Source organism: Flavobacterium bernardetii (assembly GCF_011305415.1).
GTDB classification, from domain to species: domain Bacteria; phylum Bacteroidota; class Bacteroidia; order Flavobacteriales; family Flavobacteriaceae; genus Flavobacterium; species Flavobacterium bernardetii.
Map to the genome: position 1 here is coordinate 1 of NZ_JAANOQ010000012.1, position 26,412 is coordinate 26,412.

Annotated in this window: 28 protein-coding genes; 27 read left to right on the forward strand and 1 reads right to left on the reverse strand. The window is 29.3% G+C overall.

Features of this window, described 5'->3' with window-relative positions; all coding sequences use genetic code 11:
* Window positions 1–117 precede the first annotated feature (117 nt).
* The 27 genes from G6N05_RS14850 to G6N05_RS14980 all read left to right on the forward strand — a co-directional run bounded on the left by G6N05_RS14850 (window position 118) and on the right by G6N05_RS14980 (window position 25,869).
* Window positions 118–1,038, forward strand: a complete 921-nt coding sequence (locus G6N05_RS14850; RefSeq protein ID WP_166131537.1) for an AbiTii domain-containing protein — start codon at window positions 118–120, stop codon at window positions 1,036–1,038.
* 839 nt (window positions 1,039–1,877) lie between these two features.
* Window positions 1,878–2,420 carry a hypothetical protein gene (locus G6N05_RS14855; protein WP_166131540.1) on the forward strand — a complete coding sequence of 181 codons (543 nt, stop codon included), beginning with the start codon at window positions 1,878–1,880 and terminating at the stop codon, window positions 2,418–2,420.
* A 269-nt stretch (window positions 2,421–2,689) separates the two neighbouring features.
* Entirely contained in the window at window positions 2,690–3,526 is an 837-nt protein-coding gene (locus G6N05_RS14860; RefSeq protein WP_166131543.1) for a hypothetical protein, read from the forward strand.
* A gap of 191 nt (window positions 3,527–3,717) precedes the next feature.
* On the forward strand, window positions 3,718–4,191 hold the full coding sequence (locus tag G6N05_RS14865) for a hypothetical protein (protein WP_205729772.1): 474 nt from the start codon (window positions 3,718–3,720) through the stop codon (window positions 4,189–4,191).
* 171 nt (window positions 4,192–4,362) lie between these two features.
* The gene (locus tag G6N05_RS14870) at window positions 4,363–4,737 is read left to right on the forward strand and encodes a hypothetical protein (RefSeq protein WP_166131548.1); all 375 of its coding nucleotides are present in this window, start codon (window positions 4,363–4,365) and stop codon (window positions 4,735–4,737) included.
* 642 nt (window positions 4,738–5,379) lie between these two features.
* Entirely contained in the window at window positions 5,380–5,928 is a 549-nt protein-coding gene (locus G6N05_RS14875) for a hypothetical protein (RefSeq protein WP_166131551.1), read from the forward strand.
* Between the two features lie 199 nt (window positions 5,929–6,127).
* On the forward strand, window positions 6,128–6,694 hold the full coding sequence (locus tag G6N05_RS14880; RefSeq protein WP_166131554.1) for a DUF6985 domain-containing protein: 567 nt from the start codon (window positions 6,128–6,130) through the stop codon (window positions 6,692–6,694).
* A 202-nt stretch (window positions 6,695–6,896) separates the two neighbouring features.
* On the forward strand, window positions 6,897–7,295 hold the full coding sequence (locus tag G6N05_RS14885) for a DUF4345 domain-containing protein (protein ID WP_166131557.1): 399 nt from the start codon (window positions 6,897–6,899) through the stop codon (window positions 7,293–7,295).
* Window positions 7,288–7,737: a DUF1569 domain-containing protein gene (locus G6N05_RS14890; protein WP_166131560.1), complete on the forward strand. Its 450-nt coding sequence runs from the start codon at window positions 7,288–7,290 to the stop codon at window positions 7,735–7,737. The genes G6N05_RS14885 and G6N05_RS14890 overlap by 8 nt, the downstream gene beginning before the upstream one ends.
* 282 nt (window positions 7,738–8,019) lie before the next feature.
* On the forward strand, window positions 8,020–8,727 hold the full coding sequence (locus G6N05_RS14895; protein ID WP_166131563.1) for a DUF6090 family protein: 708 nt from the start codon (window positions 8,020–8,022) through the stop codon (window positions 8,725–8,727).
* 149 nt (window positions 8,728–8,876) lie between these two features.
* Window positions 8,877–9,884 carry a hypothetical protein gene (locus tag G6N05_RS14900; RefSeq protein WP_166131566.1) on the forward strand — a complete coding sequence of 336 codons (1,008 nt, stop codon included), beginning with the start codon at window positions 8,877–8,879 and terminating at the stop codon, window positions 9,882–9,884.
* A 307-nt stretch (window positions 9,885–10,191) separates the two neighbouring features.
* Entirely contained in the window at window positions 10,192–11,076 is an 885-nt protein-coding gene (locus G6N05_RS14905; RefSeq protein WP_225875184.1) for a phosphotransferase, read from the forward strand.
* A gap of 168 nt (window positions 11,077–11,244) precedes the next feature.
* On the forward strand, window positions 11,245–12,516 hold the full coding sequence (locus G6N05_RS14910; protein ID WP_166131569.1) for an erythromycin esterase family protein: 1,272 nt from the start codon (window positions 11,245–11,247) through the stop codon (window positions 12,514–12,516).
* A gap of 1,372 nt (window positions 12,517–13,888) precedes the next feature.
* Window positions 13,889–14,653: an AraC family transcriptional regulator gene (locus G6N05_RS14915; RefSeq protein ID WP_166131572.1), complete on the forward strand. Its 765-nt coding sequence runs from the start codon at window positions 13,889–13,891 to the stop codon at window positions 14,651–14,653.
* A 167-nt stretch (window positions 14,654–14,820) separates the two neighbouring features.
* On the forward strand, window positions 14,821–16,239 hold the full coding sequence (locus G6N05_RS14920; protein WP_225875185.1) for a S41 family peptidase: 1,419 nt from the start codon (window positions 14,821–14,823) through the stop codon (window positions 16,237–16,239).
* A 173-nt stretch (window positions 16,240–16,412) separates the two neighbouring features.
* Entirely contained in the window at window positions 16,413–16,901 is a 489-nt protein-coding gene (locus tag G6N05_RS14925) for a hypothetical protein (protein ID WP_166131578.1), read from the forward strand.
* A 205-nt stretch (window positions 16,902–17,106) separates the two neighbouring features.
* Entirely contained in the window at window positions 17,107–18,207 is a 1,101-nt protein-coding gene (locus G6N05_RS14930; protein ID WP_166131582.1) for an NUDIX hydrolase, read from the forward strand.
* A gap of 264 nt (window positions 18,208–18,471) precedes the next feature.
* A complete protein-coding gene (locus G6N05_RS14935; protein ID WP_094177479.1) occupies window positions 18,472–18,924 on the forward strand; it encodes an ASCH domain-containing protein in 453 nt (150 codons plus the stop codon).
* A gap of 174 nt (window positions 18,925–19,098) precedes the next feature.
* The gene (locus tag G6N05_RS14940; protein WP_166131585.1) at window positions 19,099–19,677 is read left to right on the forward strand and encodes a hypothetical protein; all 579 of its coding nucleotides are present in this window, start codon (window positions 19,099–19,101) and stop codon (window positions 19,675–19,677) included.
* Between the two features lie 215 nt (window positions 19,678–19,892).
* Window positions 19,893–20,492, forward strand: coding sequence for a hypothetical protein (locus tag G6N05_RS14945; protein ID WP_166131588.1), 600 nt, complete (start codon window positions 19,893–19,895; stop codon window positions 20,490–20,492).
* A 146-nt stretch (window positions 20,493–20,638) separates the two neighbouring features.
* The gene (locus G6N05_RS14950; protein WP_166131591.1) at window positions 20,639–21,148 is read left to right on the forward strand and encodes a hypothetical protein; all 510 of its coding nucleotides are present in this window, start codon (window positions 20,639–20,641) and stop codon (window positions 21,146–21,148) included.
* Between the two features lie 141 nt (window positions 21,149–21,289).
* Window positions 21,290–22,039: a hypothetical protein gene (locus tag G6N05_RS14955; RefSeq protein ID WP_166131594.1), complete on the forward strand. Its 750-nt coding sequence runs from the start codon at window positions 21,290–21,292 to the stop codon at window positions 22,037–22,039.
* Entirely contained in the window at window positions 22,039–22,410 is a 372-nt protein-coding gene (locus tag G6N05_RS14960; protein WP_166131597.1) for a hypothetical protein, read from the forward strand. The genes G6N05_RS14955 and G6N05_RS14960 overlap by 1 nt, the downstream gene beginning before the upstream one ends.
* A 144-nt stretch (window positions 22,411–22,554) precedes the next feature.
* Window positions 22,555–23,406: a GNAT family N-acetyltransferase gene (locus tag G6N05_RS14965; RefSeq protein WP_166131600.1), complete on the forward strand. Its 852-nt coding sequence runs from the start codon at window positions 22,555–22,557 to the stop codon at window positions 23,404–23,406.
* Window positions 23,407–23,617: 211 nt separating this feature from the next.
* Complete coding sequence (locus G6N05_RS14970) at window positions 23,618–24,049, forward strand: hypothetical protein (protein WP_166131603.1); 432 nt, start codon at window positions 23,618–23,620, stop codon at window positions 24,047–24,049.
* A 176-nt stretch (window positions 24,050–24,225) separates the two neighbouring features.
* On the forward strand, window positions 24,226–25,218 hold the full coding sequence (locus G6N05_RS14975) for a hypothetical protein (RefSeq protein WP_166131606.1): 993 nt from the start codon (window positions 24,226–24,228) through the stop codon (window positions 25,216–25,218).
* A gap of 189 nt (window positions 25,219–25,407) precedes the next feature.
* On the forward strand, window positions 25,408–25,869 hold the full coding sequence (locus G6N05_RS14980) for a GNAT family N-acetyltransferase (protein ID WP_205729773.1): 462 nt from the start codon (window positions 25,408–25,410) through the stop codon (window positions 25,867–25,869).
* Window positions 25,870–25,994: 125 nt separating this feature from the next.
* Here G6N05_RS14980 and G6N05_RS15545 read toward each other — a convergent pair.
* Window positions 25,995–26,412 (reverse strand): hypothetical protein (locus G6N05_RS15545; RefSeq protein WP_205729774.1); only part of this gene is annotated, 418 nt, incomplete at its 5' end.

Below are 26,412 nucleotides of genomic sequence, written 5' to 3' on the forward strand. Positions count from 1 at the left end.
TTCTCGCAAGAAATTTTATCTTTGGTAGAAAATAATCGGTTCCGAAGTTCGCAACCTCGCCAAGCGCCGGAACGTTATGCACAATTATAACAAACGAAAACTACAAACAACAAACAAATGGAATTAATTAGTCAAATTATTAACGATTTAATTGATGAAGAAAAATCTTTGAATTCTGCTTTATTGAAAACTAAAGTTTTAGCAAGTAGATTACAAAATCAAGAATTATTAAATTGGGTAAATAATGAATTATCAGGATATAAGAGCACTGATAAATTACCAGACTATCGTAGAGAAATTCAGAATGACCTTAAAGGAAGTTTTCTTAATGGAAGTATGAAATACACAAACACTCAAATTCCAACTATAGGTTTAGATAAAGATTTTGAAAAAAAATTAAGATTTACCGACTTCATTGAAAGCATTTCTTCACTTGAAAATTTAGTAAGTAAAGAAGAATCGTCCACTTTAAGTGGAACAATTAGAGCAGAATTATCTTCACTAATAGAAGAAAATTGGCAAAATATGGGAAACCCATATCTTCAACTTATTTCAGTATATAAGTCTATGTCTAAAAGCTCTGTAATTGAAATCATTACAAACGTTAGAAACAAATTATTAGATTTTATGCTTGAACTTGATGGCAAATATGGTGATTTAACAGAAATAAAAGATTTAAAAATGAAAAAAGAAGAAATATCATCCATTGTAAACAATACAATCATTAATGGTGATGGAAATGTTTTAAATACAGGAAAAAATTCCAAAATTACAAATACTTCAAACATTAATAAAGGGTTTAAAGAAGATTTAATTAATCATTTAAAAGATATTGGTTTAAGTGAAGAAGATACTTCTGAAATTATTGAAATAATTGATTCTGAAACTCCTGATTTCCAAAATGAAAAGTTTGGAGTTAATGTAAATACCTGGATTGCAAAAATGATTAGCAAAACTATTAATGGTAGTTGGAATGTTGGAATTGGTGCAGCTGGAACGTTACTCGCAGAGGCTATTAAAAAATACTATGGAATGTAAAAATAACTGTGCATAACAGGCGTTTGGCAAGATTGCGAATTTTGTAGTAAATTCACGTTTACTTCTCGCAAGAAATTTTATCTTTGATAGAAAACAATCGGTTCCGAAGCTCGCAACCTCGCCAAGCGCCGGAACGTTATATACCAGTCGTTTAGAATCGAAAACACAAGAGCAATTTCTAATATTTCAACATCTATTTTCAGAAAACGCTTCGCTCCTATTTTTGTTTTAAATTCGAAAAAACACAATTGTTATTTTTTTAAATTTTTGAGCTTATAATTTATTGTCGAAAATGGAAGAATCCAAAATTGATAGCGGAAAAAGTTTGCAAAAAAAATGGAGAAATGAAAATCGATTCTTGAATTAGTTTGCGAAAAAGTATTGCGTAAAAATAGTAGAATCGGAAACCGTTACTTGAATTGGTTTGCGAAAAAGTATTGCGAAAAAATTGTAGAATTGGAAATTGTTACTTGATTTAGATTGCGAAAAACTTGTCGAATCGGAAATGCTATCTTGAAAAAGTTTGCGGAAAAGTATTGCGGAAATTGAGCGTTTTCCGAATTAATTCAGAAAACTTACGACGAGAATCTCATTGGAATAAAACAACCGGTATATAACAGCGGTTTGCGAAAATGGCTAATTTTCTGATAAATTCACGTTTATCTTTCGCAAGAAATTGTATCTTAGCATCAAATAATAATTTACGAAGTCGCCACTTCAGCAAGCCGCGGCCCGTTGTAAGAAATTTTATTGAAATTTGGAGTAAAAAATAAACACAGGGAAATTTGCCGAACTGACACCCTAAAACAGTAGTAAGCATTAATTTAAATAAAGGAATAATGACAAAAAATTTAAAGTTAGCAATTGTATTACTAGTCACAATTGCAAGTATGAATGTAAATGCACAAAAAAAAGTAGCTGTAAAAACTGCGAAACCAGCAACAGAAAGCAAAACTACTAAACCTACAAAACAAGAAACAATGGATTGGATTGCAGGGAAAATGAAAGAAAATTTATTAGGAACTTTAGGTGATTATAGACACTTTGTTTCTTATAGTAATGGTATTTTTGTTTACAAAAAAGAAGCAAAAATAAATGAATGGTATTTTACTACGATTGATTTAAATAAAGTTACAGGAATGAACAATGAATATTCAAAAGATTTTTATATATCTGGAAAAGGTTTAGTAAATACTGTTTTGGAAGGTAAAGAATATGGTACTCTGATAGATTTCTTATCTATTAGTGGTCCTAACTATAATGATTATGCTGCTCCATTCAATTTTACTCCAGACCAAGCCTTAGTAGACAGATTGAAAAAAGCATTTACAACTTTAATTGAATACAATTCAAAACAAAAAGGAGCTGACGAAAAATTTTAATACATTTTAACAATATACTTAAATTATCTAAATTCTATTCTTTATACTTAATTGTGAAAAGAATAGAATTTTTTTTTAAAACTTCTTACAACACAGGTTTTATGCTATTGCTGCGCTTGGGCTTTTTTGGACGCTTGGTCTCTTATCTTTTTTCTTTTTAATCATGTTTTTCTTTTAAAAGTTTTCGGTATATTTGCTTTGGTCTGTGACAAAAAACAGCAACAGACATAAAGCCTGGGAACGTTATGCACAATACTTAAAGAACTATGATGAAAAAAGCAATAATCTTAATTCTGATATTTTTTTCTACGAAAGCTATATCTCAAACTAATTCACTTTCAGAATTTCAAAAAGCAGAAATTCTATTAAGAACAAACAATATTGATTCTGCATATTTTAAATTCAAACATTTAGAAAAAAACCTTCCAAAAACCGACACCTTATATTCTTACGCACTTTTTTACTACACAGTTACTATTACTGAACTTGAAAAAGAAAATCGATTAAAGGAAAAATTCGACAAATCTCTTTCTTTTGGATTAGAAGCATACGAAACTATTGAAAAAGGCATTCAATATTTCGATTCAGATTACAAGAAAAGAAAATATTTTATTATGAAGAATATTATTGTTTCCTATTTTGGTTTGGGAAATTTTTCGGAAGGTAAAAAATGGAAAGAAAAACTATATTTAGCAAAAGCAAATAATGAACTTCCCGAAGGATTAGTTGATTGTTTCAATTTTGATTATTTCACCTACGAAAACAAAAACATTTGGGGTTATGAATGGTTTGCTGAGTTACCAAAAGATCGATTTGGAAGTAGCTTCTCAAAAGTTGTTTATTATGTTTATAGCACTGATGAAAACGGCAATGATAAAGATCAATTATATAGGTTCCAAGTTTTAATGTTTCATGCAAGTAATAGTAGCTTTGATTATGTATTAACAAAAAGGCTCGAAACTGCAAAAAATGAAACAAGTGGAACACTTTATAAATACACATATAATGAGAATATTGATTTTGGGCAACTTCAATTAGATATAAAAGAAATATTAAAAGGTAATATCAACCCTGAAAAAAGAAAACAACTTGAAACTAAAAACTAGTACCGTACATAACAGGCGTTTGGCAAGATTGCGAATTTTGTAGTAAATACACGTTTATTTCTCGCAAGAAATTTTATCTTTGATAGAAAATAATCGGTTCCGAAGTTCGCAACCTCGCCAAGCGCCGGAACGTTAGCAGATATTTTGAGCGACAGAAATCCTAAAAAATCTTTAAAATTAAAATAACCGAAATGGAAATTTTTCAAATAGTAATGCAAATAATTTTTGGGTGCATAATTTTTTATTTTGTGATAAAAGCTATTTTAGGAAAATTAAATGACAGAAAAATAGTGTCGAATAATATAAACTCCGAAACCGAAAAAACCAACGACTTAAAAATATCTTCATACATATGCAGGGATTTTTTAATTGATTTTGGAACCGAATTCAATTATTGCAAATTTTATTTTTCCGAAAATGAAATTTATTTATTTTGTAGAAATACTTATCCAACTGATATTTATAATAGTCCTTATATTTTAAAATTTAAAGACGAAAACGTATATTCATATTTTAGTAAATTTATAGTAACTCATTTTGATTTAAATGGGGATAGTTTAAAAATACAATTCAAAAACAAAAAGGCAATTGGAACAGAATTAACGCTGAACATTGTAAATATTTCTGAAAAAGACAAAGAGATTTTGAAAAAAAACTTCAACTAATGTCATGTATTAAAAAAACATCTGCTAACAGCGGTTTGGCGCCATTGCGGGTAAACGCATTTTTGGAAACTTGATTTTTAATATGAACTTTAGTTATATTTGTGATGTTCCGTGCTGGATTTCCGCAACGGCAAGCCAAGCCACGGGACGTTATGCACTATTCAAAAAAACATGTCGGATAAAAAACCTTTTTCTTCTTTTGTAATCGAACCTCATTTTTACGATGATCTCAATTGGGATATGGAAAAGATTGTAAGATACCTTGAGTTCATTCGTTTAAATATAAATGATTTATTCAAACACAAACATTCAAAATATTACATCATAGAATATGGGGATTTTTTAGGGAATTCTGCACCCGCTATTGGAGTCGTAAATAACGATGTAAAAGAATCTAAAGATTTCGATAATTTTGATGATTTATATAACAGAGTCGAAGAATGGGTAAACTTAATTGGTTTGGATACAATTGATAAAAAATCAAAAGAACTAAATGTCCCAAAATGGAAAGAAATACTTGAAATTAAATATTATCCAAGAAAATGAACAGTGCATAACAGGCGTTTGGCAAGATTGCGAATTTTGTAGTAAATTCACGTTTATTTCTCGCAAGAAATTTTATATTTGATAGAAAATAATCGGTTCCGAAGTTCGCAACCTCGCCAAGCGCCAGAACGTTGTGGTACATTGCAGAATCGACTCTGGTCACTTCAATCGTGAATATTTATCTTCTCACTTTTGAGATTTTTACGCCTGAAAATCGCTTCCGAACTGACTCAACTCAAAATTTTAAATAAGTACCGAACTGAACGCAAAAAAGTGTTGAGAAAAAGTCGCTGAATTTATTCTGAACTTTGGAACTGCCGAAATTTGAAACCTCAGAATTTTACCGAAATCAACGCAGAAAAGTGTTGAGAAAAAACTTCTGAAATCGAATTATTTTCTGTTGAACTAAACGCAAAAAATATCTCTAAAAAAATTACAGTGCCGATTCATAGCACCGTACCACAACATGCGTTTGGCGTCAGTGCGGTTTTCGGCATTTTTTGAATGTTTGGTTTTTTGCAGGAAATTTTGTCTATATTTGTAAGGTTCCGTGCAAAAATTCCGCACCGAACGCCAAGCGCAGGAACGTTGTGTGCTATTTTCGCGCGACAGAAAACATAGAAATAACTAAAATAGAAAATTATGAAACAAATCATTTTAATATTGGCAATTTTATCAATTGTTGCTTGCAAAAAAAATATAGAGACCGAAAATTTAAAGTCTGATGTAGTAAATGACAAAAATATTAATTCGCAAACTGACAATAAAAGTCAACTTACAGAAGAAAATGAGAATGGAAAAGAAACTAAAAAAAACAATTCTCCCGAAAATATCGCATTGACATTTATAAATTCATATATTGAAGATTGCAATAAAATGAAGAAATCGGTTGGTTACTTAAGTTTTGTAAAATCAAGCAAGCTAACAACAGAAAAATTTAAAAACGAATTGCAGAAAATAGTTGACGAAGCTGAAAAAGAAGATCCAGAAATGGGACTTGATTTTGACCCTATAGTTCCTGGCAATGATCACCCTGACGAAGGATTTGAATTAAAACATTTCGATAAAAAAAAAAATCTTATAATCGTGAAGGGTAAAAACTGGGCAGACTTTGAGGTAACTATGAAATTAGTATTAGAAAATGGAAAATGGCTAATTGATGGTTGTGGAATTGTAAATATTCCCAAATAAAATTGTAACGAAAAATAAAAAACAGCACACAACAGCAGTTACACGAGATTTGGGTTTTAGGCAAACTTTAAAGTTTGTTTTGTACTTTTGTGGTTAGTGATTAACCGAAAGATTAAGGCGTACTTTTTCCCAAACCTCGTGTAGCTGCGAAACGTTGTGCGTCATTTTGACCGAACGAAATAGAAAAACATTTACTGAAATGAAAAAAAAACTAATCTTACTTTTAATTTGCGGAATATCTTTATTGGCTTTTTCGTGTGGAAATTTGAAAAAAAATGAGGAAGAAAAAAAAGAAGACTTAAATAAGCAAAATGTAGAAATAAAATCTAAAATAAAATTAGCTTTTTTAGCACAAAAAGACATTGAAGTAATATTTTGGAATTCTAAAGGAAAAATAAGTAAAAAACAAGCTGAAAATTTATCAGAATTTGCAAAACAGGAAAAAGAATTAAAAGAAAAAATTAAGCTTGCAATATTTGAATATTATAAATCAGTTTATGATGATTACAAAAGCGGAATTGATTTGGCTAATACAGAAATAACTAAAGAGGATTTAGAAAAAATATTGCCAACTCCAACAACACCAGAAATGCTTTTCAAAAGTTATGAAATTGGCAATATTCATATTCAAGATGACAAAAACTGCAAATTAGGAACAATTGGATTAGAATTCGATTGCGATTGGGATATAGAAAATGGATTGGGAGTAAAAATTGAAAATTGGGAAATTAAAGAAGTTGGAGTTGCTGAAAGTGCTTACTATTAAAAAAACGAACGCACAACAGGCGTTTGGCAAGATTGCGAATTTTGTAGTAAATACACGTTTATTTCTCGCAAGAAATTTTATCTTTGATAGAAAATAATCGGTTCCGAAGTTCGCAACCTCGCCAAGCGCCGGAACGTTGTGCGTCATTTTAAAAAACAGATCGAAACAAAAAACAATACAAAATTGAGAAATCAGAATAAAAATGAAAAGTAAAATAAATTGGATTCTAAAAAATCTACATCTGTTCATTTCTTTATCAATTGTAGTTCCAACTGCAATAATTTATGGTTCGCCATCAATTCTGACAAAGTATTTGAACATTCAAGTAAATACAGTTGATTTTTCAAATATGTTAAAAGCAATTATGTGTTTGTATTTAGGAATTTCAATCGTTTGGATTTTGGGAATTTGGAAAACTCAGTATTGGAAAATTGCTACCCAATTGAACATATTATTTATGCTAACTCTTGCTATTGGAAGAGTATTAAGTATGTCAATGGACGGATTTCCTACGGGTGGTTATATTTTCGGTATTATTGCAGAATTTGTACTCGGATTTTATTCAATTTTTCAATTCAAAAAATACAGTCGAAATGAATAACTTATATAATCAAAATGATGTTCAGCAGATTCTAAACCGAATCGAAAAATTATCCTCAAATACACAAAGACAATGGGGAAAAATGAATGTTGAACAAATGTTATCGCATTTAAACGCTTTTCTTGAAACTGCATTAGGTTTGAATTCACCGAAAAGAATTTTTATCGGAAGAATTTTTGGTTCGTATTTTAAATCTAGATACATTAGAAATAAACAATTTTCGAAAAACTCACCAACTCATAAAAACTATATTTATACAGATATTAGAGACTTTGAAAATGAAAAAGCTAAATCAGTTCAACTAATAAAACAATTTTTTGAAGGAGGTAAGTCCAAATGTACCTTAAAACCACATCCGTTTTTTGGAAAATTAACGCCAGAAGAATGGTCGATTGCACAATGGAAGCATTTTGACCACCATTTAAGACAATTTGGAGTTTAGTATTTAATGCAAAAACAATTTTAAACTGAATTTAATTATATATTTTAAGAATGAAATAAATTTTCACAACAAACTTAAATTTAAAAAAAACGAACGCACAACAGCAGTTTGGCAAAATGGCGGGTTCAGTGCTAAATTGAACATTCGGATTTCTAATAAACATTAGTGCTTAATTGAAAGTAAGTGCTTCTAAACCCGCCAATTCGCCAAGCTGCAAAACGTTGTGCGTCACTTTCGAGCGACAGAAAACCGAAAAAAAATTATTGATTTTAAAAGATAAATATGAAAGAAGAAATAATAAAACACTCAAAAAAAATATACAAAGAAATGAATAATAACGAACATTCTTTCAAAGAAAAAACAAAAGAAATAGTTGTAGAAATTTTAATTATTGTATTTGCAGTTACACTTTCAATTTGGCTTCACTCTTGGAGCGAAGAAAGACATCAACAGAAAGATGCACAAACATTTTTAATTGGGCTGAAAGAAGATTTGCAAAATGACATTTCAAACCTAGAAGATACAAAAAAATTATTAAATGAAACTCAACAACAAGTATCATTTGTTTTACAACTTACACCAAAAAAAATAGACAGCATTAAAGCCAATAATCAACAGATTAATTCAGGCACAAATTTTATTAATACACTAGTAAATAATGGTCGATATGAAGGGTTTAAATCTAGTGGGAAAATAAATACTATAGAAAATCAAAACATAAGAAATAAGATTTTGAGTTATTATCAGCAAACTATTCCACAGATAGCACTTGTCGAAAACTCATACGAAAAACTAACTTCAAGATATGTAGATTTATTGATGTATGGAAAAGAAGATGAAGATATCAATATAACTTTACTGAAAAAGAAGACAAAGATTATTTTGTCAGGAATTGATAATTTTACCAAATACAATAAAAAATCTTATCAAAACGCAATTAAAGAAGCAAGAGAAATTATAAAAGAAATTGACAAAGAACAGAATAAGTAAAAAAGCGAATGCACAACAAGGTATTTGCAAAAAAGCGGGTTTAGTGCTTAATCAAAGTTCAGTAATATATATTAACTTTGGTGCTTAATTGAAAGTTAGTGCATTTTAATCCGCTTCTTCGCAAATACCCGACCGTTATGTGTAATTTCATGAGACCACAGAACAGAATAACCAATCCAGAAAAAATTGAGCGACTTTTAATCGACAAAGATTTAAAGGATGGAAAAATTGTTATTGTTCAATTCTCTGAAAAATTATATTCCGACAAAATACTTAACGATCTTAACGAAATTTGTTTAGAGTACGACGATAATTTCAGTGTTCGTTTTTATGGACATTATCAAGATTCATTCGACTGCAAGACACTTTTAAAACTACCAAACATTAAATCACTTTGGCTTGACAGCTTATTGAAAGCCGAAAATTTGGAACTCATAAGCGACTTAAAAAAATTAAAACGTTTGAGTTTGGGTGTATTTGAACTCAAGGAAACCGAAATCTTCCAAGCTAAAAATCTTCAAAACCTCAAAGAGTTAATAATTGGTGAAACAAAAACAAAAGCACTAAATCTTAAATATCTAGAAAACTACAAAGATTTAAATCACTTAATCATTTGCGGACACACGAAAAACATTGATGCAGTTGGCGAGCTTTCAGAATTGGAATTTTTGTCGCTAAATTCTATAAAAAAAGTCCCGATCAATTTCATCAACAAACTAAAAAATTTAAAGACGCTGAAATTTATTTTAGGCAGCAGAGACAACTTAGATGAAATTGAAGAAAATAAAATAGAGAACCTAGAGATTATTTGGGTTCGTGGTTTTAATGATTTATATTGTATTACCAATTTTCCGAAATTGAAATCGTTAAGAATTGAAGACGAAATTCAATTACCAAAAATTCACTTTGCAAATATTTTTCCAGACTTAACAAACTTAAAAATAATTAACTGCAAAATACTTGAAACAATTAAAGGCTTAGAGAACTTGCCTAAATTAAATTCTTTAGTTGTTTACCAAACTAAAGTTGATTTTGACAATTTTATGCTACAAGAGTTACCCAAAGAATTAAAACATTTAGGATTTTATACAACAAAATCAAAAGTTGACAAAAAGATAAAAAAAGCACTTGAAAATAAAGGCTACATTTGTAGATAAGAGAAAAAACTACACATAACAGGCGTTTGGCAAGATTGCGAATTTTGTAGTGAATTCACGTTTATTTCTCGCAAGAAATTTTATCTTTGATAGAAAATAATCGGTTCCGAAGTTCGCAACCTCGCCAAGCGCCGGAACGTTAGCGGTCATTGTAAGAACGACCGTAATCAATAGAAAGACAAAGAATTAATGACATAAAAAATTTCCGACAATAAATAGCACACTTTCACCAAATGAACTTGGAAAACTTATTCAACAAAAATTTGGACTGAGCGACAAAACCGAATGTAGCATATTACGACTTGCAATGAACCATTTATACATTGTTCAAGACGGTGAAAATAAATTCGTTTTTAGAGTTTACACACATAATTGGCGGACAAAATTAGAAATTGAAGAAGAATTAAGACTTTTAACTCACTTAAAGGAAAACGACCGACAGGTTGCATTTCCAATTGCAGACAAATCGAACAAATTAATTCAAGAAATTGAAGCACCAGAAGGAAAAAGATTTGGCGTTTTATTTTCGTTTGCCAAAGGAACAAAGACAGCAAAATTTACAGAACAAACAAGTTTTTTAATAGGACAATCATTAGCCGAAGTTCATCAATCGACCGAAAATTTTGAACTAACAAGAACCTCTTACAATGCTGAAAATTTGCTTAAAAATTCAGTTTTAAAAACAAAGGAATTCTACAGTAAAAACATTGACGAAATTGAATTTTTAGAAAAACTGTCTGTTTTCTTAACAGACAAAATGGAAAATATTGACAAACGTAAAATGAGGTACGGAAGTGTCCATCTTGATGTTTGGTTTGACAATCTGCACATTGATGATGAAACAGGAATAACTTTTTTTGACTTCGATTTTTGTGGAAATGGTTATTTATGTTTCGACATTTCTTATTTTCTGTTTCAGTTGCTTGCAACAAATTTAAACGAAGAAGAATATCAAATAAAAGCAGACAGCTTCATAAAAGGTTACGAAACCGTAACAGAAATAAGTAACGAAGAAAAAGAGTTCATAAATTATGGCTGTTTAGCAATTATGACTTACTACATTAGTGTTCAGTGCGACAGATTTAACTATTGGACAAATATTTTTCTAAATGAAGACCATTTAAAAAGAATGGTTGGAAATTTGAAAAGGTGGATTAAATATAACAAAATTGAAATAAACAAGACTGAATAAACAACGAACGGCTAACAGGCGTTTGGCAAGATTGCGAATTTTGCAGTAAATTCACGTTTACATTTCGCAAGAAATTTTATCTTTGATAGAAAATAATCGGTTCCGAAGCTCGCAACCTCGCCAAGCGCCGGAACGTTAGCCGTAATTTTAACCCAAAAACGTATATAATTGAGAAATAAACTATTGAAAGGAATAAAATTTTTATGTATTACTTTGCTTTTAACTCTAATTTATGGATTCTCAGTAAAAAAATATGACAATTATTCTGGCGAAGACTCTGTCAGATACTGGAAAGAAAATAAAAACTTGTTTGAGTCAGTTAATCAGAATGAAAATTTAACATTTAGAAATTTAGATGAGTACATAAAAATAAATGATTTGTTTCTATTTGGCGAATTTCACGGAATAAAAGAGACAACGAAGATTGATTTTGAACTCATCAAGTATTTAAATAAAAAAGCTGGAATGAAAATTCATTTGGCAGAGATTGATTTTAGTCAAGCATATTTTTTAAATGAATATCTGAAAAATGGAGACGAAATGCTGATTGATTACGTATTAAACAGTTGGATAATCTATCATGGACATAATAATCTCGATTACAAAAACAAATGGATTCAAATTCGTAAATTAAATAGTTTGAATGCTGAAGACTCTCAGATTAGAGTTTATGGGATTGATAAAATTCAAAATATAAATGTCACTAAAAATCATTTAAAAATTCTATTGAGTAAAATAAACCTTTCTTCTGACATACCAAAAGACGAAAATATATTTTTAGAATGGACAGAAGTTGAATTGCCAAAACTGACTTCATCAATAAATCTAAATTCGACAACTATAGATTACGTGAAAGATATTGAACATATAAGAAAAAATCTAGTTGATTATTATAAAACAACGTCAAGAGAAGATATAATGTATTTAAATTTCATTGATTTATATAAAAGATATAATTTTCGAGGGCAGAAAATTTATGGCTATTTTGGTGAAGCACATGTTTTGCAAAAAGAAATGAATAATAAGAAGGATTTTGGAACGCTTGTAAAAAAACCAAACTCGCCAGTGAAATCCAAAACATATACAATTATACCTAGATATTTAGACAGTTATATGGATGCTCCGTCCAAATATTTACCTTTCTTTTTAAAGAGTGAAGAAGAACATACAAAAACAGAGGTTTCTTGTGATAATACTTTTTTACTTTATCACTTTGGAATTTCAGATTTAAAAAAGGTTACAAATGAAAACACTAATACATTTTTTGATATAAATAAAACTAAATCTCCTTACAAAAACTCACTAAGACTAATTAAAAGTACAGGCTTATTAAGTCTAATTTCTGGTATGAAAGTTACAGATAAAAATACTTCAACAACAGACTATGCCCAAGGAATAATTTTAATAAGAAATTCAGATTGGGCTGAACCTATAAAATAAAAACTACGGCTAACAGGCGTTTGGCAAGATTGCGAATTTAGTAGTAAATTCACGTTTATTTCTCGCAAGAAATTTTATCTTTAACAGAAAATAATCGGTTACGAAGTTCGCAACCTCGTCAAGCGCCGGAACGTTAACCGCAAGCAATTCTGAACGAAACGTAAATCATTAAACTTGAACAAACTAAGTGATTTTTACAAACTGAATCGTTAAAAAGTATTAAGAAATTTCCTGAACTTGAAAATAGAATTGAGAAAAGCTTTGCGAAACATTCTGAATTTGAAATGAAATGAGAAAAGTTTTGCGAAAAAAAACTGAACGTAGAAAAAAGAATCGTCAAAAGCATTGCGAAAAAATACTGAACTTGGTAAATTGAAATGAGAAAATTTAGCGAGAAAACTGAACTTAGAAAATAGAATTGAGAAAAGTTTTGCGAAAAAAAAAAAAAAACTGAACGTAGAAAAAAGAATCGTCAAAAGCTTTACGAAAAAATTCTGAACTTGGTAAATTGAAATGAGAAAATTTAGCGAGAAAACCGAACTTAGAAAATAGAATTGAGAAAAGTTTGGCGAAAAAATACTGAACGTGGAAAATAGAATCGTGAAAATTGCGATATAAATAGTTTTGCCAGCGGTTAACAGCGGTTTGCTAAAATGGCTAATTTTTCTTTAAATTCACGTTTATTTCTCGCAAGAAATTTTATCTTTGATAGAAAACAATCGGTTCCGAACTTCGCAACCTCGCCAAGCGCCGGAACGTTAAATACAAGTTTTGTGGAATCGAGAACGCTGAATAAAATCTGATTATTTTTACATCTATTTTCAGAAAATACTTCTCTCCTATTTTTGTTTTAAATTCGAAAAAACACAATTGTTTTATTTAAATTTTTTGAGCTTATAATTTATTGTCGATAATGGAAGAATCCAAAATTGATAGCGGAAATAGTTTGCGAAAAAAATTGAAATAACGGAAATCGATTCTTGAATTGGTTTGCGAAAAAGTATTGCGTATAAATTGTAGAATTGGAAATCGTTACTTAAATTGGTTTGCGAAAAAGTATTGCAAAAAACTTGTCGAATCGGAAATGTTAACTTGAAATAGTTTGCGGAAAAGTATTTCGGAAATTGAGCATTTTCCGAATTAATTCAGAAAACTTACGAAGTAAAACTCATTGGAATAACAAAAACCTGTATTTAACAGCGGTTTGCTAAAATGGCTAATTTTGTAGTAAATTCACGTTTTTCTTTCGCAAGAAATTGTATCTTAGCATCAAATAATAATTTACGAAGTCGCCACTTCAGCAAGCCGCGGCCCGTTAGCAACAATTTTAGGAAACAACAACGAATTCAATAACTTAATTCAACAAACTAGAATGTTATTTGATAATTTAGAATATTTAAGTGTCGAAAATCAAACTACTGATTTTCCAAAACACTTTCACGAAACGTTTTGTATTTCACTTATCCACAATGGGATTGAACAAATTGATTTTGAAAACCAATCCCTTTTTAGCGAAAAAGGAAGCATTTCAATTACAAATCCATTTGAAATACATTCCAACCCGCTGACAGATAAAAGCATATGTTTAAAATTTGACACAATCTACCTCTCAAACGACTTGATGAAATATTTACTCAATGGACAAAACGTCAAGTTCATCAACAGAAAAATAAATAGTGAAAAAGCTAACCAATTGTTTATGGAACTTAAATACGCTATTGACACAAAGAATCCTAAAACCGTTGAATTTTCTTTGAAACAATTTGTTAATTCACTTAAAATATACTCACAAAAAAACGCAGTGAAATATTGTGAACAAAACCTATATGATTTCAAGGATGTCAGCAATTATATTGAGCAAAATATTTGCGAAAAATTTTGTCTTGACGAGCTCTCAAAAATGGCAAATATCAACAAATATGGGTTTGTTAAAAAATTCAAGGCTTCAACGGGAATGACTCCAATAAACTATATTTTAATGAAGAAAATTTTTGCCAGTAAATCACTTATAAATCCAAATTCTAACATCACCGAATTAGCTTATCAATATAATTTTTGTGATTTAGCACATTTCTCCAAAACCTTTAAACAATATATTGGTATATCACCAAAAAAATTTCAGTCCAACCTTATTTAAACTTCAAAATTGTCAATATTATACAAGCATTCAGTTCTGTATGCTCTTACATTTGTGAAAAATTTAAATTTCAGATGAAAAAAGCAATTTATTTCCACCTTCTCTTTCTTATATTTTCGAATGTTGTATTTGCCCAATCCATAGACGACCAAATTTCGCAGAAAAAAATGACAAAGGATTTTGAAATTTTTAAACAAATATCTAAAGAAGCAAACTCAGGACTTTATAAATATCGAACCAAACAACAAATTGATAGTATTTACAATTGGGCAAATCATCAAATTGAAAAAATTAAATCTTATCGAGAGTTTTATAATTTAATTTTTACTATTTCAGACTTTGAAGGAAGCTGTCATAATGATGTTTCATTATCTAAAAAATACACTGAAAATTTAAAAAATGAAACTTTCGGGTATTTTCCATATCCTATCAAATGGATTGAAGGTAAATGGCTTATAAATATGAGTGATAAAGAAATTCCTTTAGGAGCTGAAATTATTACAATAAATGATGTTCCAATTAATAACATAATTCGAGAACTTTATAAATACTATTCAACTGATGGAAATAATCTGACAGGTAAAAGAATTGGTTTAATGAAATACTTTTCAAAATATTACAGACTTCATTTTGGTTTAACAAAAACATTTGTAATAAGTTATGTAAATCCAAATTCTAAACACTTAGAAACTAAAGATATCCAAAGTATTGGTAACAAAACATATTTCGAAAACTTCAAAAAAATGCACTCAATGTCTGTTGACCAATATTATTATGCAGATTTAAAGGAAAATCAAAAATATAATTACAAACAATTAAATCCATCAACAGGAATTTTAACGATACACACTTTCATTATAGGTGATATACAAACAATTGAACATAAAAAATATCTGCATTTTTTAGATAGTATTTTTGTGAATATAAAAACTCAAGGAATAAAAAACTTAATAGTTGATATTCGCAATAATGGTGGCGGAAATGACCCCAATGATTTGGTAACATATTCATATTTGACAAATAGAAGTTTTCAAGAAAATAAACAAGCGTGGATTAGTTTTAAAAAAATACCATTAATGAAATATTATAATATTGGAATACCAAAATTTATTAGACCATTAGTAGTTGGAAAATATAATATAGAATTTCAAACAATTTTTCCGAAAGAACAAAATGGTAAATATTATCAAGATGAAAATTCAGACGACCATAGAATTAGAACACCAAATTTAAACGCTTTTAATGGGAACATTTACTTGCTAATAAGCCCAAAGGTAGCATCAGCAGGAAGTTTGTTTGCAGCAATGGTTGCAGGAAATGAAAATACAACAACTATTGGAGAAGAAACTTTAGGTGGTTACTATGGACACAACGGACACTCACCGTTAAGTTACAAATTACCTAAATCAAAAATTGTTATCACATTTTCAGCAGTAAATTTAGAACAAGATGTACCAAAAAGAGAAAATCAAAAGTATGGTCGTGGAATAATACCAAATTATGAAATCACCCAAACTTTTGACGACTTTATAAACAATGCAGACACTCAAATGAATTTTACATTAGAGTTTATTAGTAAAAAATAAAAACTGTTGCTAACACAGGTTTTATGCTATTGCGGGTTTTGGGCATAATTTAAAGTTTGTTTTGTATCTTTGAAGTCAGTGCAAAATCGAAAGTTTCGGCTTCCTTAATCCGCAACAGACATAAAGCCTGGGAACGTTAGCTGTTATGTTAGCTCACGTAACTAAAAACATTTATGATTAAAATTAAATATTCAGTTTTCGCAGGATTAATATTTGCATTGATTATGTTCATTTATCTTTCTATTACATCCAAAATGGATATTGCAGTAGTAGTTAGTATATTTATTTTTATTGTTTCTCCATTTCTTTTTTATTTAAAACTATTCTCAAAAATAGACTTTGCAGGTAAGTTTCAGAAAATTGACAAAAAGTTAGTTATTTATTCTGGATTGTCTAATCATTTAAAAGATGGAATAACAATTGGAGGAACACTTTACTTGTTAAATGATAGATTAATTTTTCAAACTAATTTAATAAACTTTTTGAAAAGACATGAACTTACAATAATGCTAAACCAAATTGCGGAAGTTGAAACTGTTAACTCATTTGGACAAATAAGCAATGGTTTACTTTTAAAAAATAGAAACGTCGAAAATGAAAAGTTTATAGTGACGAAAAGAGAAGTTTGGAAAGAGCAAATTGAAAAGCAAATCGTAAAATAGAATTGAGAAAAAACACGAACCGCTAACAGGCGTTTGGCAAGATTGCGAATTTTGTAGTAAATTCACGTTTATTTCTCGCAAGAAATTTTATCTTTGATAGAAAATAATCAGTTCCGAAGTTCGCAACCTCGCCAAGCGCCGAAACGTTAGCCGTCATTGTGCAGAACTGCGACTAATTCAATACCTAATAACTAAAATAATAATTATGGTAACAACTAATAAGTTTAAATTTTTTATTTCAACAGTTTTTTTGCTGTTATTAAGCTTAAATTCTTTTGGACAAGCTGAAAAGAACATTTCAGTGTTTAACAGACTCTTGATTTTAAATTCAGAGAATGAGTTATTAGTTGTGAAAATTGAAAATACAGACACGTGGGTAACTCCTGGACTTTATCAAACCAAACAAACAATTAGACAAGGTTTAGATAGCATAGCATCTTCATATGGAATAAAAATAGAAATTCCAGAATTAAAAGGTATTTTTCTTCTAAAAAGAGATATAAATGGAGAATTATCAAACTCAATTAGAAATATTTATACTGCTAAAACAATAGATAAGGAATTAAAAATGCCAAAAGGAATAGATGATGTAAAATGGTTACCTATCAATAAGGCTTTAGAGCAGATTACTTTTCCACACATAAATTTACAGATTGGGCAAATTATGAATAATCCCGATAAAATTTGGGGCGGATCCTTATCTCAATTCAAAGAAAATGGAAATTGGAAAACAAAAATATTGCAAGAATTTTATGTCCTATCAGAAAAAGAAAATAACGAATCCAACTTATTAACAAAAAAGGATGAACCAATAAAGAAAATTGATAATTACACAATTCAATGGTTAATAGTTTTTAATCCAAAAAAAGAAATTTTATTAATGAAAGATAAGTATGGATGGAAAACACCAGTACTTCGCTCTGATGAAAATTTATCTTTGAAAGAAGGTATAGATAGCTTAGTAAGACCGATTGGTATTTCAGTCCATAGATTAAAATTAGCTGGCTTAACAACTTATAAATACAGCGGACTTAAGGACAATCAAGTTGTGTCATTTAGAAGTTATTATACTGCTAAACTTAAAGATGGAGACATAATACAACCAAAAGACGAACAGAAAGAATATAAATGGTTGCCTATTGAAGAAGCATTACAGATAATCGAAATGCAACCTTTAAAAACCGAATTAAATCAAATACTTAAAAATCCTAAAAGTATTTGGGGTGGTTCATTTATTATGATTTTTGAAGAGGAAAAATTCAAAACATTTAAACAAACAGAACCATTTTATGAATTAAGAAATTAAAACAACGAACGGCTAACAAGGATTTTGCGTCAGGCGGGCTGAAGTCCAAAATTCAACGGTAGTTTTTCAATTGAACTTTAGTAATATAACCAGCTTTTGTGCTTCGAAATCCCGCCCGAACGCAAAGCCCCAAAACGTTAGCAGTAACCTTAAACTAAAATTGTGCTAAAAAACAAATTCATATTGTTATTTTTTATCTTATTCTCTTGTAAAGAATTTAAAGAAAAGAATATAGACATAAACATATCTAAAACCAACCAAGAAATGAGTTTAATTTCTATTTATTGGAAAGAATTTCAATTACAGAATCCAAAATATAAAAACACAAATGAACCTCAATCATTTTATTTTTGTGATAATAAAAGAGATGCTGATGAATGTGCTGAATTAGTAATAAAAAAAATTAAACAAGCTACTTCAACATCAGTTTGGTGGTTTGAAAAAAACAAAGAAGAGATACCAAAAATTGGAGATTTAGCAATTGTAACAGATTGGAATAATGAACCTAAAGCAATTATAATAACCAAAAAGGTAGAAATAGTGAAATTTAAAAATATCACGCCAGAATATGCTTTTATTGAAGGTGAGGGAAATAAAACTTTAGAATATTGGAAAAATGTTCATTGGATTTATTATTCAAACGAAATGAAGAAATATAACGAAAAACCAAATGAGGAAATGAAAATTGTTTGCGAATATTTTGAAACTATATGGTAAAATAAATAAAAAGGCTACTGCTAACAACGGTTTGGCAAGATTGCGAATTTTGTAGTAAATTCACGTTTACATTTCGCAATAAATTTTATCTTTAACAGAAAATAATTAGTTCCGAAGTTCGCAACCTCGCCAAGCGCCGGAACGTTAGCAGTAAGCTTAAAAAAACAGAAAATCATGAATCGAATTTTTGCTCTTATTTACATATCCACTTTAATTAGTTGTAATACTAAAAACGAAAACGAACAAAACCAAAATATTAACCAAAAAGATACTTTAGCAAAAAAAAACAAATCAGAAATTGTTTCTCAAAAAGAAGATGATAGAAATGAATTTGATACTCTAACAAATATAACTTCTTCTTTAAAAAATGAATTCAAAAGTTTTGAAATCAAGAACACAAAAGATACAATAAAAGAGGATCTAAACGGTGATAAAATTTCAGATTTAGCTTTTTTCACAAACAACAATGATAAAAGACAGATATTTATTTTAGATGGTAAATCCAAAAGAAAAATTAAATTTGAAAAGTATACATCATCTGGGGAAATGGAGGATGATTTTAGCTGGGTTGATTATTGGGGAACTACTAAAGACAAGGAAACATTTGAAATTTTAATAATTGATTCAGAAATTGCTGGAGATACTATAAAAAAACTAGAAAACAATTCTATTTTTGTAAGAAAAGAAGAAGTTGGTGGTGGCGTGATTACTTACTTGAATAATAAATATATTTGGATTCATCAATCTGATTGAAAAAGCCTACTGCTAACAGGCGTTTGGCAAGATTGCGAATTTTGTAGTAAATTCACGTTTATTTCTCGCAAGAAATTTTATCTTTTATAGAAAATAATCAGTTCCGAAGCTCGCAACCTCGCCAAGCGCCGGAACGTTGTATGATATTTTAGAAAATCGCGTAAATGAAAACTAAATTAATAATAACATCAATATTTTTTTTAACAATAATAATTATGAGTTTTTCAATTTTTAATAAAGAAACCAAAGAAGAAAAGTTTTGGAAATGGTTTGAAAAAAATCAAGAAACTTATTATTCCGAAATTGATAATCTTGAGATTCGAGAAGAAATATTTAATGAGCTTACTAAAAACTTAAAAAAAGTAAATGAGGATTTGGTTTTTGAATTTAGTCCTATACACGAAAACAAAGTAAGAGAGTTCACGATTTCTGCTGAAGGAATGAAAGAGTTATTTCCTATTGTGGAAAAACTAATTGAAAAAGCACCAAAACTAAAAAACTGGAAATTTAATGCTTTTAGACAAAGAATTCCAGGTGATGAATTTGAGATTCAATATGGTGATTTGAAAATAAGTTATTCCGATATTTATTATCGAAGTGAAAATGATAATGGAAAATTAGGAATAGAACTAAATATAAAAAACTTTGATGATGAGGCTCAAACTCAAAACGCAATATATATACTTTTGGATGGTTTAATCGGAGAATACGATGTGACTACAAAAATCGGATGGATTGAATGGGTCAAATTGAATGAAAACGAAATGGAAAACTTGAAACCAATTATTGAGTTGAGAAACGAAATCGACAAATAAAAACATCATACAACAGCGGTTTGCTAAAATGGCTAAAATTTCTTTAAATACACGTTTATATCTCGCAAGAAATTTTATCTTTGATAGAAAAAAATCGGTTACGAAGTTCGCAACCTCGCCAGCGCCGGAACGTTAGCAGTAATTTTATGAAAACTATATTTAAAAAAAATAAACTTAAAATCATTGCTGAAAACGGCGAGGAACTAATCATACGAAAAAAAACTTTTTATAAAGATCGAATAGTAGTTTTCAAAGTAGTTGAAAAAGATATAAATGTCATTTTTCAAGAAATACATTTTGACAAATATAGCGGGGTATTGATTGACCGAAAAAAAAGAGAACTTTCTCTTCCAAAATTTGAATATACATTTGAAAACTGTGAAATTAAAGCAACTATTAAGTATCTATTCTTAGACGAGTACGATCCCTACATTTTAAATACAAAGATTCGCATCCCAAAAGGAATCGATATTGAAACTTTTACTATACAATTAACTCGAAACGATAGTATAATTCAATATATAGAACTATGGCACCCAGTAAACTATTATACACATTCTAATTATGATACCGCAAAAGAATATGTCGAGAGATTTATAGAAACTGAAGCTCGTCAACAAATAAAAACTACTGCTAACAGCGGTTTGGCGCAATAGCTAAAATTATCTTAACCACTCGCCTATTTTCCGCAAGGAAATATTATATTAGCAAGAAATAAATCGTTCACGCAGCCGCTACTGCGCCAAGCCGCGGAACGTTAGCCGTCAGTTTGGCAGAACGCAAAAAAACGAAGAAATATGAAGATTAAAATTTTATTATTAGCCTTATTTTTATTTATCTCAAATATTATTTTTTCTCAAATACAAGAAAAGAAGATAACTGGTGTTACAATAAACTCTCAAAAAGTAAAAGATTCTATAATTGTAAAAACAGACAATACTTTTTTCTTGTTAGGTACATTAAATGACTATATGGGAAGAAAATGGGTAGCAAAAGGTGAAGTTTTTGATCGATACTATCCATTTGAAAAGCCTTTAATGAAATTTGTAGATAGTATTGTAAAAAAAGAATTTAAAACTGTATTAATTGAAAAAGATAATTGTTTCAACTCCGAAGAAATGGCAAAAAAAATGAACTCTTTTTATGTAGAAAATGATTTAATTGATAGCCTTTTTACAACAAAAGAGAAAAAAGCATCATTTCTTTTAGGAACTTATTACCGCTACGGTGAAAAAGTGAATGAAAACATTTATAAAATTCAAATTGCAAATTCACACAAGCATATCGAAATTCATCAAATTCTTATTTCTTTAGGTTGCAAAAATATCTATTACAAAAGATTGCAAAACATTCCTATTCAAAACATTATATATTTTGAATCAAACGATTTAATAAAAGCATATTTTGAAACTATAGAATCGGAAAAAGAAAAACTATTTGATTCACGTTTAAAATCATTTCGCTCAGTTAAATTAAGTAAAGAAGAATATTTAAAAGAAAAGAGCAAGCAAAACAAAAATATTATTGAAATATTCGAAAATAAATAATGGAAAATATATCAATTAAAAAACATCTCATTATTGCTTTAGTTATTGCAATTTTACTTCTAGTCTTTTCTGTTAAATTTAAACAAAAAGGGAAACTATTAATAAAATTATTTTTAAGTATTTATATTTTGATAATTACCTATGTTATTTTGTATGATATTTATTTACAATTTAATTTAAACCGTTTTGATATTGATAATAATGGCTTTTTTAATAGTAATGAAATTACAACTGAGCAAAAAAAAGCAATGCAAAAATTATCGAGTGATACTGGTAGAAACTTTTCTTTTATTACTAGTATATTTTATTCAGGAATTTTGAGCATTATTTTATTCAAATTAACTGGGCTAATTAAAAAACCGAACGGCTAACAGGCGTTTGGCAAGATTGCGAATTTTGTAGTAAATTCACGTTTATTTCTCGCAAGAAATTTTATCTTTGATAGAAAATAATTAGTTCCGAAGCTCGCAACCTCGCCAAGCGCCTGAACGTTAGCGGTAATTTTAAAAAACACAATGCGAAAAATTGACACACTTGAAAAAGTAACATTTGATGAAATAGCAGAAACATTTAATTCTGCATTTTCTGATTATTTTTTTCCAATTAAATTCACTAAAGAACAATTTAAAGACAAATTTTTGAGTGAAGGAGGAAGATCAGATTTATCTGTTGGTGTCTTTGATAACAACAAATTGATAGCGTTTATCTTACATTTCATCAATAGTTCAGACGAAAAAACAGTAAGTTATAATGGAGGAACAGGGGTAATTCCAAGTTTTAGAGGTAATAATCTGACTTCAAAAATGTATGACTACATATTACCTAAATTAAAAGAAAACAAAGTAGAAGAAATGATTTTGGAAGTATTGACAGAGAACATACCTGCAATAAAAACATACCAAAAACAAGGTTTCAATATTATCCGAGAGCTTAATTGTTTCAAAGGACAACTGAAATTCAAAGCATCAAAAAACATTGACGAAGATTACAAAATCATTAAACTAAAAGATTTGAATTGGAATTTGCTCCAAACATTTTGGGATTACACACCAACTTGGCAAAATTCTATTACAACGATGAATAACTTGCAAGACCAAAACATTTGTTTCGGAATAACAAAAAACGATAAAATACTTGGCTATATCATTTTTAATCCAAAAATTAAAAGAATACATCAATTAGCAATTGATAAAAAATTTAGGCAGATTGGTTTAGGAAGTCTGTTACTAAATTCAGTTTTTGAAATCGAAAAGGAAGAAATTTCTTTTATCAATATTGACTCAAGATTTGATGGATTTGGTAATTTTCTCGAAGGCAGAGGAATGAAAAATTACACAAATCAATATGAAATGGAACGCAAAATATAAAAAAACTACCGCTAACAAGGGTTTTGCGTCAGGCGGGCTTAAGTGCAAAATTCAACGGCAGTTTTTCAATTAAACATTAGTAATAAAACCAGCATTTGTGCTTCGATTTCCCGCCCGAACGCAAAGCCCCAAAACGTTAGTTGCAATTACAAGAGACCATTGCTGCAAATCAGGGAAATCAAACAATAAACATCTCAATAAAAACAAAATAATGAATATTCGTAAACTGTTTTCAATTTCGAACAAATCGAAAATTTTCAACTTGTTTGAGAAATCAATAAAGGAAAAAGATAGCGAAATTCTGTTACAAGGTTTAGAATTAGCTTTTAAAGAGCAGATTGATCGAGATTATGAAAAATATTTCTTGAAACTTTTACCTGAAACTTGGCACGAAGAACATGAAGAATTGGTAAATATACTTTGGCTGGAAAACCTAAATAATGATTCTTTCTCAGATATATTATATTTAATCGCAACACATCCAGAAACTTATAGAAACTTTGATGATGATAACGAACCAACTTTGAGAAAATGCATACACGTTTTAAAAGCAATCAATTCTGAGAAATCAAATTCTTATGTTGAAAAGTTGAAACAAACGAATAATCCTAATGTCGCTTTTACTTTAGAAAATTATAAGTAACTGCAATTAACAGCGGTTTGGCGCAATAGCTAAATTTTCTATAAACATCACGTTCGATTTTCCGCTGGAAAATCTTATCTTAGCAAGAAATAATCGTTCCACGAAGCCGCTACTGCGCCAAGCCGCGGCCCGCCCGTTGTGTGACATTTTAGAAAAAAATCGCGTAAATAAGAACTATGGACATTTTAAAGTTAATAAAAAATCAAGTTGACGAAGCACTTAAAGTTGATAATTCTTTAATAGGTTTAAATTCAGTATTGACTCATATTGAGCGTGGAGAGTTTTTATTAAATAGAGCTGTTGAAACAGAAGATGAACATTTATATACAGATGTAATCTACAGAACAAACCATAGTTATGAAGGAATTTTAAAAGAAGCTTTTGAAATTCTTACAACTTCAAAAGCTGGAAGCAAAACACCTTATGATATAGAAAATTATTTTTTGAATCATAGCATACTTAATGAAAGAGTTATTGAATTATTAAAAAATTATAGACAAGAATGGAGAAATCCATCAACACACGATTACAATTTATTTTTCACATATAATGAAGCTTTTTTAGCAATAATGTCAATTTCTTCATTTGTTCACGTATTTATGAATCAAATTGTTGAGAAACTATATTATGAAAAAGAAAAGGAAGCAATTAAAAGTGAACTCACAAAAATTAAAAAAGGAATTGAAAACGACTATGATAAATTAGCTTTTATTGATAAAGTGAAAAGTATTTTCATTGCTTATGCAAAACGAAATGTAAGCAAATCAATGGAAGAACTTCGTGTAAGCAGATTTGAAACAGAAATCCTTGGAAGTTTGACTGGTTATATTGAATCATTAGACAGAAAAATAAAGGTTGATGCTGAACCAATAATAAAAACTGAAAATAGAAGACTTCACCCAGATTTGATATTAGAACTTTCTAAAGAAAAATTGTTGGTCGAATTGAAAATAACAAGAAGAGAAAGACCGTTTATGATGAATAAACAGATATTCGAAGATCAACTTTTATCTTATTTAATTCATACACAAATTAACCAAGGAATTTTGTTCATATTACCAAACGAAATGATAGAAACTGATGAATATGAAATTGAAACTAAAGAGTTAAATGTTGGAAAGGACAAAATAAAAATTATGGTAATTTACCTAAAAAGAGAATCAAATTAAAAAAACGTCACACAACAGGCGTTTGGCAAGATTGCGAATTTTGTAGTAAATACACGTTTATTTCTCGCAAGAAATTTTATCTTTGATAGAAAATAATCAGTTCCGAAGTTCGCAACCTCGCCAAGCGCCGGAACGTTGTGTGCAACTTTAACCGAACGAACAGATGTCAAAACATTAAATAATAGAATTTTGAATACAGAAATAAGAAAAATTAACAAAGATGAATATGAATTGGTTGCCGATATGTTCGACAAATATCGAATTTTCTACAAACAACCTTCTGACATTGAATTGGCAAAACAATACTTGAAAAATAGATTAGCAAATAATGAAGCACAGATTTTTGTTGCTTACGACAATGAAACGACTGAATTATTAGGATTTACTTTGTTGTATGCAAGATTTTCCTCGGTTTCGGCAATCAAAAATTGGCATATTGGCGATTTGTACGTAGAACCCAACCAACGAAAAAGAGGAACAGGACAAAAATTATTGAAAACTGCCATAGATTTTGCAACCGAACACAAAGCAAAATTCGTTTCTTTAAACACCGCGAAAGATAATTTTACGGCACAAAAAGTGTATGAAGATTTCGGCTTTGCAAAACAAGATTATTTACCAGAATATTTATACTATCAGTTTGATTTATGATAAACTATCACGGCAAAATATTCAGCCCAATAAGCAATACAGAAAATGGAGAAACATCCAATGAAACTGTATTTAAATATCAACAAATTGGCAATATCTTGACTTCTGAATATTCGGGTGGAAAATTAAATATGGACACCTAATTGGTTTAGTTGACAATGAGTGAAATATAGAAATGCATTACCACCAAATAAATGACAAAGGAGAATTAATGACAGGAATTTGCCAATCAAAACCCGAAATACTTGAAAATGGAAAAATCCGTCTTCACGAGAATTGGGAATGGACTTCGCGAGATAAATCAAAAGGACAATCAATAATCGAGGAACAATAAAAGCTGACACACAACAGGCGTTTGGCAAGATTGCGAATTTTGTAGTAAATACACGTTTACGTTTCGCAAGAAATTTTATCTTTGATAGAAAATAATCGGTTCCGTTGCTCGCAACCTCGCCAAGCGCCGGAACGTTGCGCGTCAGTTTGTCAGAAACCGCTACCGTGAGAAAGCAAAAAACAACTTTGAGAAATATAATTAGTCGAAAT

What these genes read in the sequence shown, in the direction of transcription:
- G6N05_RS14850 (WP_166131537.1), top strand. Translation starts at nt 118, where the DNA reads ATGGAATTAATTAGTCAAATTATTAACGATTTAATTGATGAAGAAAAA.
- G6N05_RS14855 (WP_166131540.1), top strand. Translation starts at nt 1,878, where the DNA reads ATGACAAAAAATTTAAAGTTAGCAATTGTATTACTAGTCACAATTGCA.
- G6N05_RS14860 (WP_166131543.1), top strand. Translation starts at nt 2,690, where the DNA reads ATGAAAAAAGCAATAATCTTAATTCTGATATTTTTTTCTACGAAAGCT.
- G6N05_RS14865 (WP_205729772.1), top strand. Translation starts at nt 3,718, where the DNA reads ATGGAAATTTTTCAAATAGTAATGCAAATAATTTTTGGGTGCATAATT.
- G6N05_RS14870 (WP_166131548.1), top strand. Translation starts at nt 4,363, where the DNA reads ATGTCGGATAAAAAACCTTTTTCTTCTTTTGTAATCGAACCTCATTTT.
- G6N05_RS14875 (WP_166131551.1), top strand. Translation starts at nt 5,380, where the DNA reads ATGAAACAAATCATTTTAATATTGGCAATTTTATCAATTGTTGCTTGC.
- G6N05_RS14880 (WP_166131554.1), top strand. Translation starts at nt 6,128, where the DNA reads ATGAAAAAAAAACTAATCTTACTTTTAATTTGCGGAATATCTTTATTG.
- G6N05_RS14885 (WP_166131557.1), top strand. Translation starts at nt 6,897, where the DNA reads ATGAAAAGTAAAATAAATTGGATTCTAAAAAATCTACATCTGTTCATT.
- G6N05_RS14890 (WP_166131560.1), top strand. Translation starts at nt 7,288, where the DNA reads ATGAATAACTTATATAATCAAAATGATGTTCAGCAGATTCTAAACCGA.
- G6N05_RS14895 (WP_166131563.1), top strand. Translation starts at nt 8,020, where the DNA reads ATGAAAGAAGAAATAATAAAACACTCAAAAAAAATATACAAAGAAATG.
- G6N05_RS14900 (WP_166131566.1), top strand. Translation starts at nt 8,877, where the DNA reads ATGAGACCACAGAACAGAATAACCAATCCAGAAAAAATTGAGCGACTT.
- G6N05_RS14905 (WP_225875184.1), top strand. Translation starts at nt 10,192, where the DNA reads ATGAACCATTTATACATTGTTCAAGACGGTGAAAATAAATTCGTTTTT.
- G6N05_RS14915 (WP_166131572.1), top strand. Translation starts at nt 13,889, where the DNA reads ATGTTATTTGATAATTTAGAATATTTAAGTGTCGAAAATCAAACTACT.
- G6N05_RS14920 (WP_225875185.1), top strand. Translation starts at nt 14,821, where the DNA reads ATGACAAAGGATTTTGAAATTTTTAAACAAATATCTAAAGAAGCAAAC.
- G6N05_RS14925 (WP_166131578.1), top strand. Translation starts at nt 16,413, where the DNA reads ATGATTAAAATTAAATATTCAGTTTTCGCAGGATTAATATTTGCATTG.
- G6N05_RS14930 (WP_166131582.1), top strand. Translation starts at nt 17,107, where the DNA reads ATGGTAACAACTAATAAGTTTAAATTTTTTATTTCAACAGTTTTTTTG.
- G6N05_RS14935 (WP_094177479.1), top strand. Translation starts at nt 18,472, where the DNA reads ATGAGTTTAATTTCTATTTATTGGAAAGAATTTCAATTACAGAATCCA.
- G6N05_RS14940 (WP_166131585.1), top strand. Translation starts at nt 19,099, where the DNA reads ATGAATCGAATTTTTGCTCTTATTTACATATCCACTTTAATTAGTTGT.
- G6N05_RS14945 (WP_166131588.1), top strand. Translation starts at nt 19,893, where the DNA reads ATGAGTTTTTCAATTTTTAATAAAGAAACCAAAGAAGAAAAGTTTTGG.
- G6N05_RS14950 (WP_166131591.1), top strand. Translation starts at nt 20,639, where the DNA reads ATGAAAACTATATTTAAAAAAAATAAACTTAAAATCATTGCTGAAAAC.
- G6N05_RS14955 (WP_166131594.1), top strand. Translation starts at nt 21,290, where the DNA reads ATGAAGATTAAAATTTTATTATTAGCCTTATTTTTATTTATCTCAAAT.
- G6N05_RS14960 (WP_166131597.1), top strand. Translation starts at nt 22,039, where the DNA reads ATGGAAAATATATCAATTAAAAAACATCTCATTATTGCTTTAGTTATT.
- G6N05_RS14965 (WP_166131600.1), top strand. Translation starts at nt 22,555, where the DNA reads ATGCGAAAAATTGACACACTTGAAAAAGTAACATTTGATGAAATAGCA.
- G6N05_RS14970 (WP_166131603.1), top strand. Translation starts at nt 23,618, where the DNA reads ATGAATATTCGTAAACTGTTTTCAATTTCGAACAAATCGAAAATTTTC.
- G6N05_RS14975 (WP_166131606.1), top strand. Translation starts at nt 24,226, where the DNA reads ATGGACATTTTAAAGTTAATAAAAAATCAAGTTGACGAAGCACTTAAA.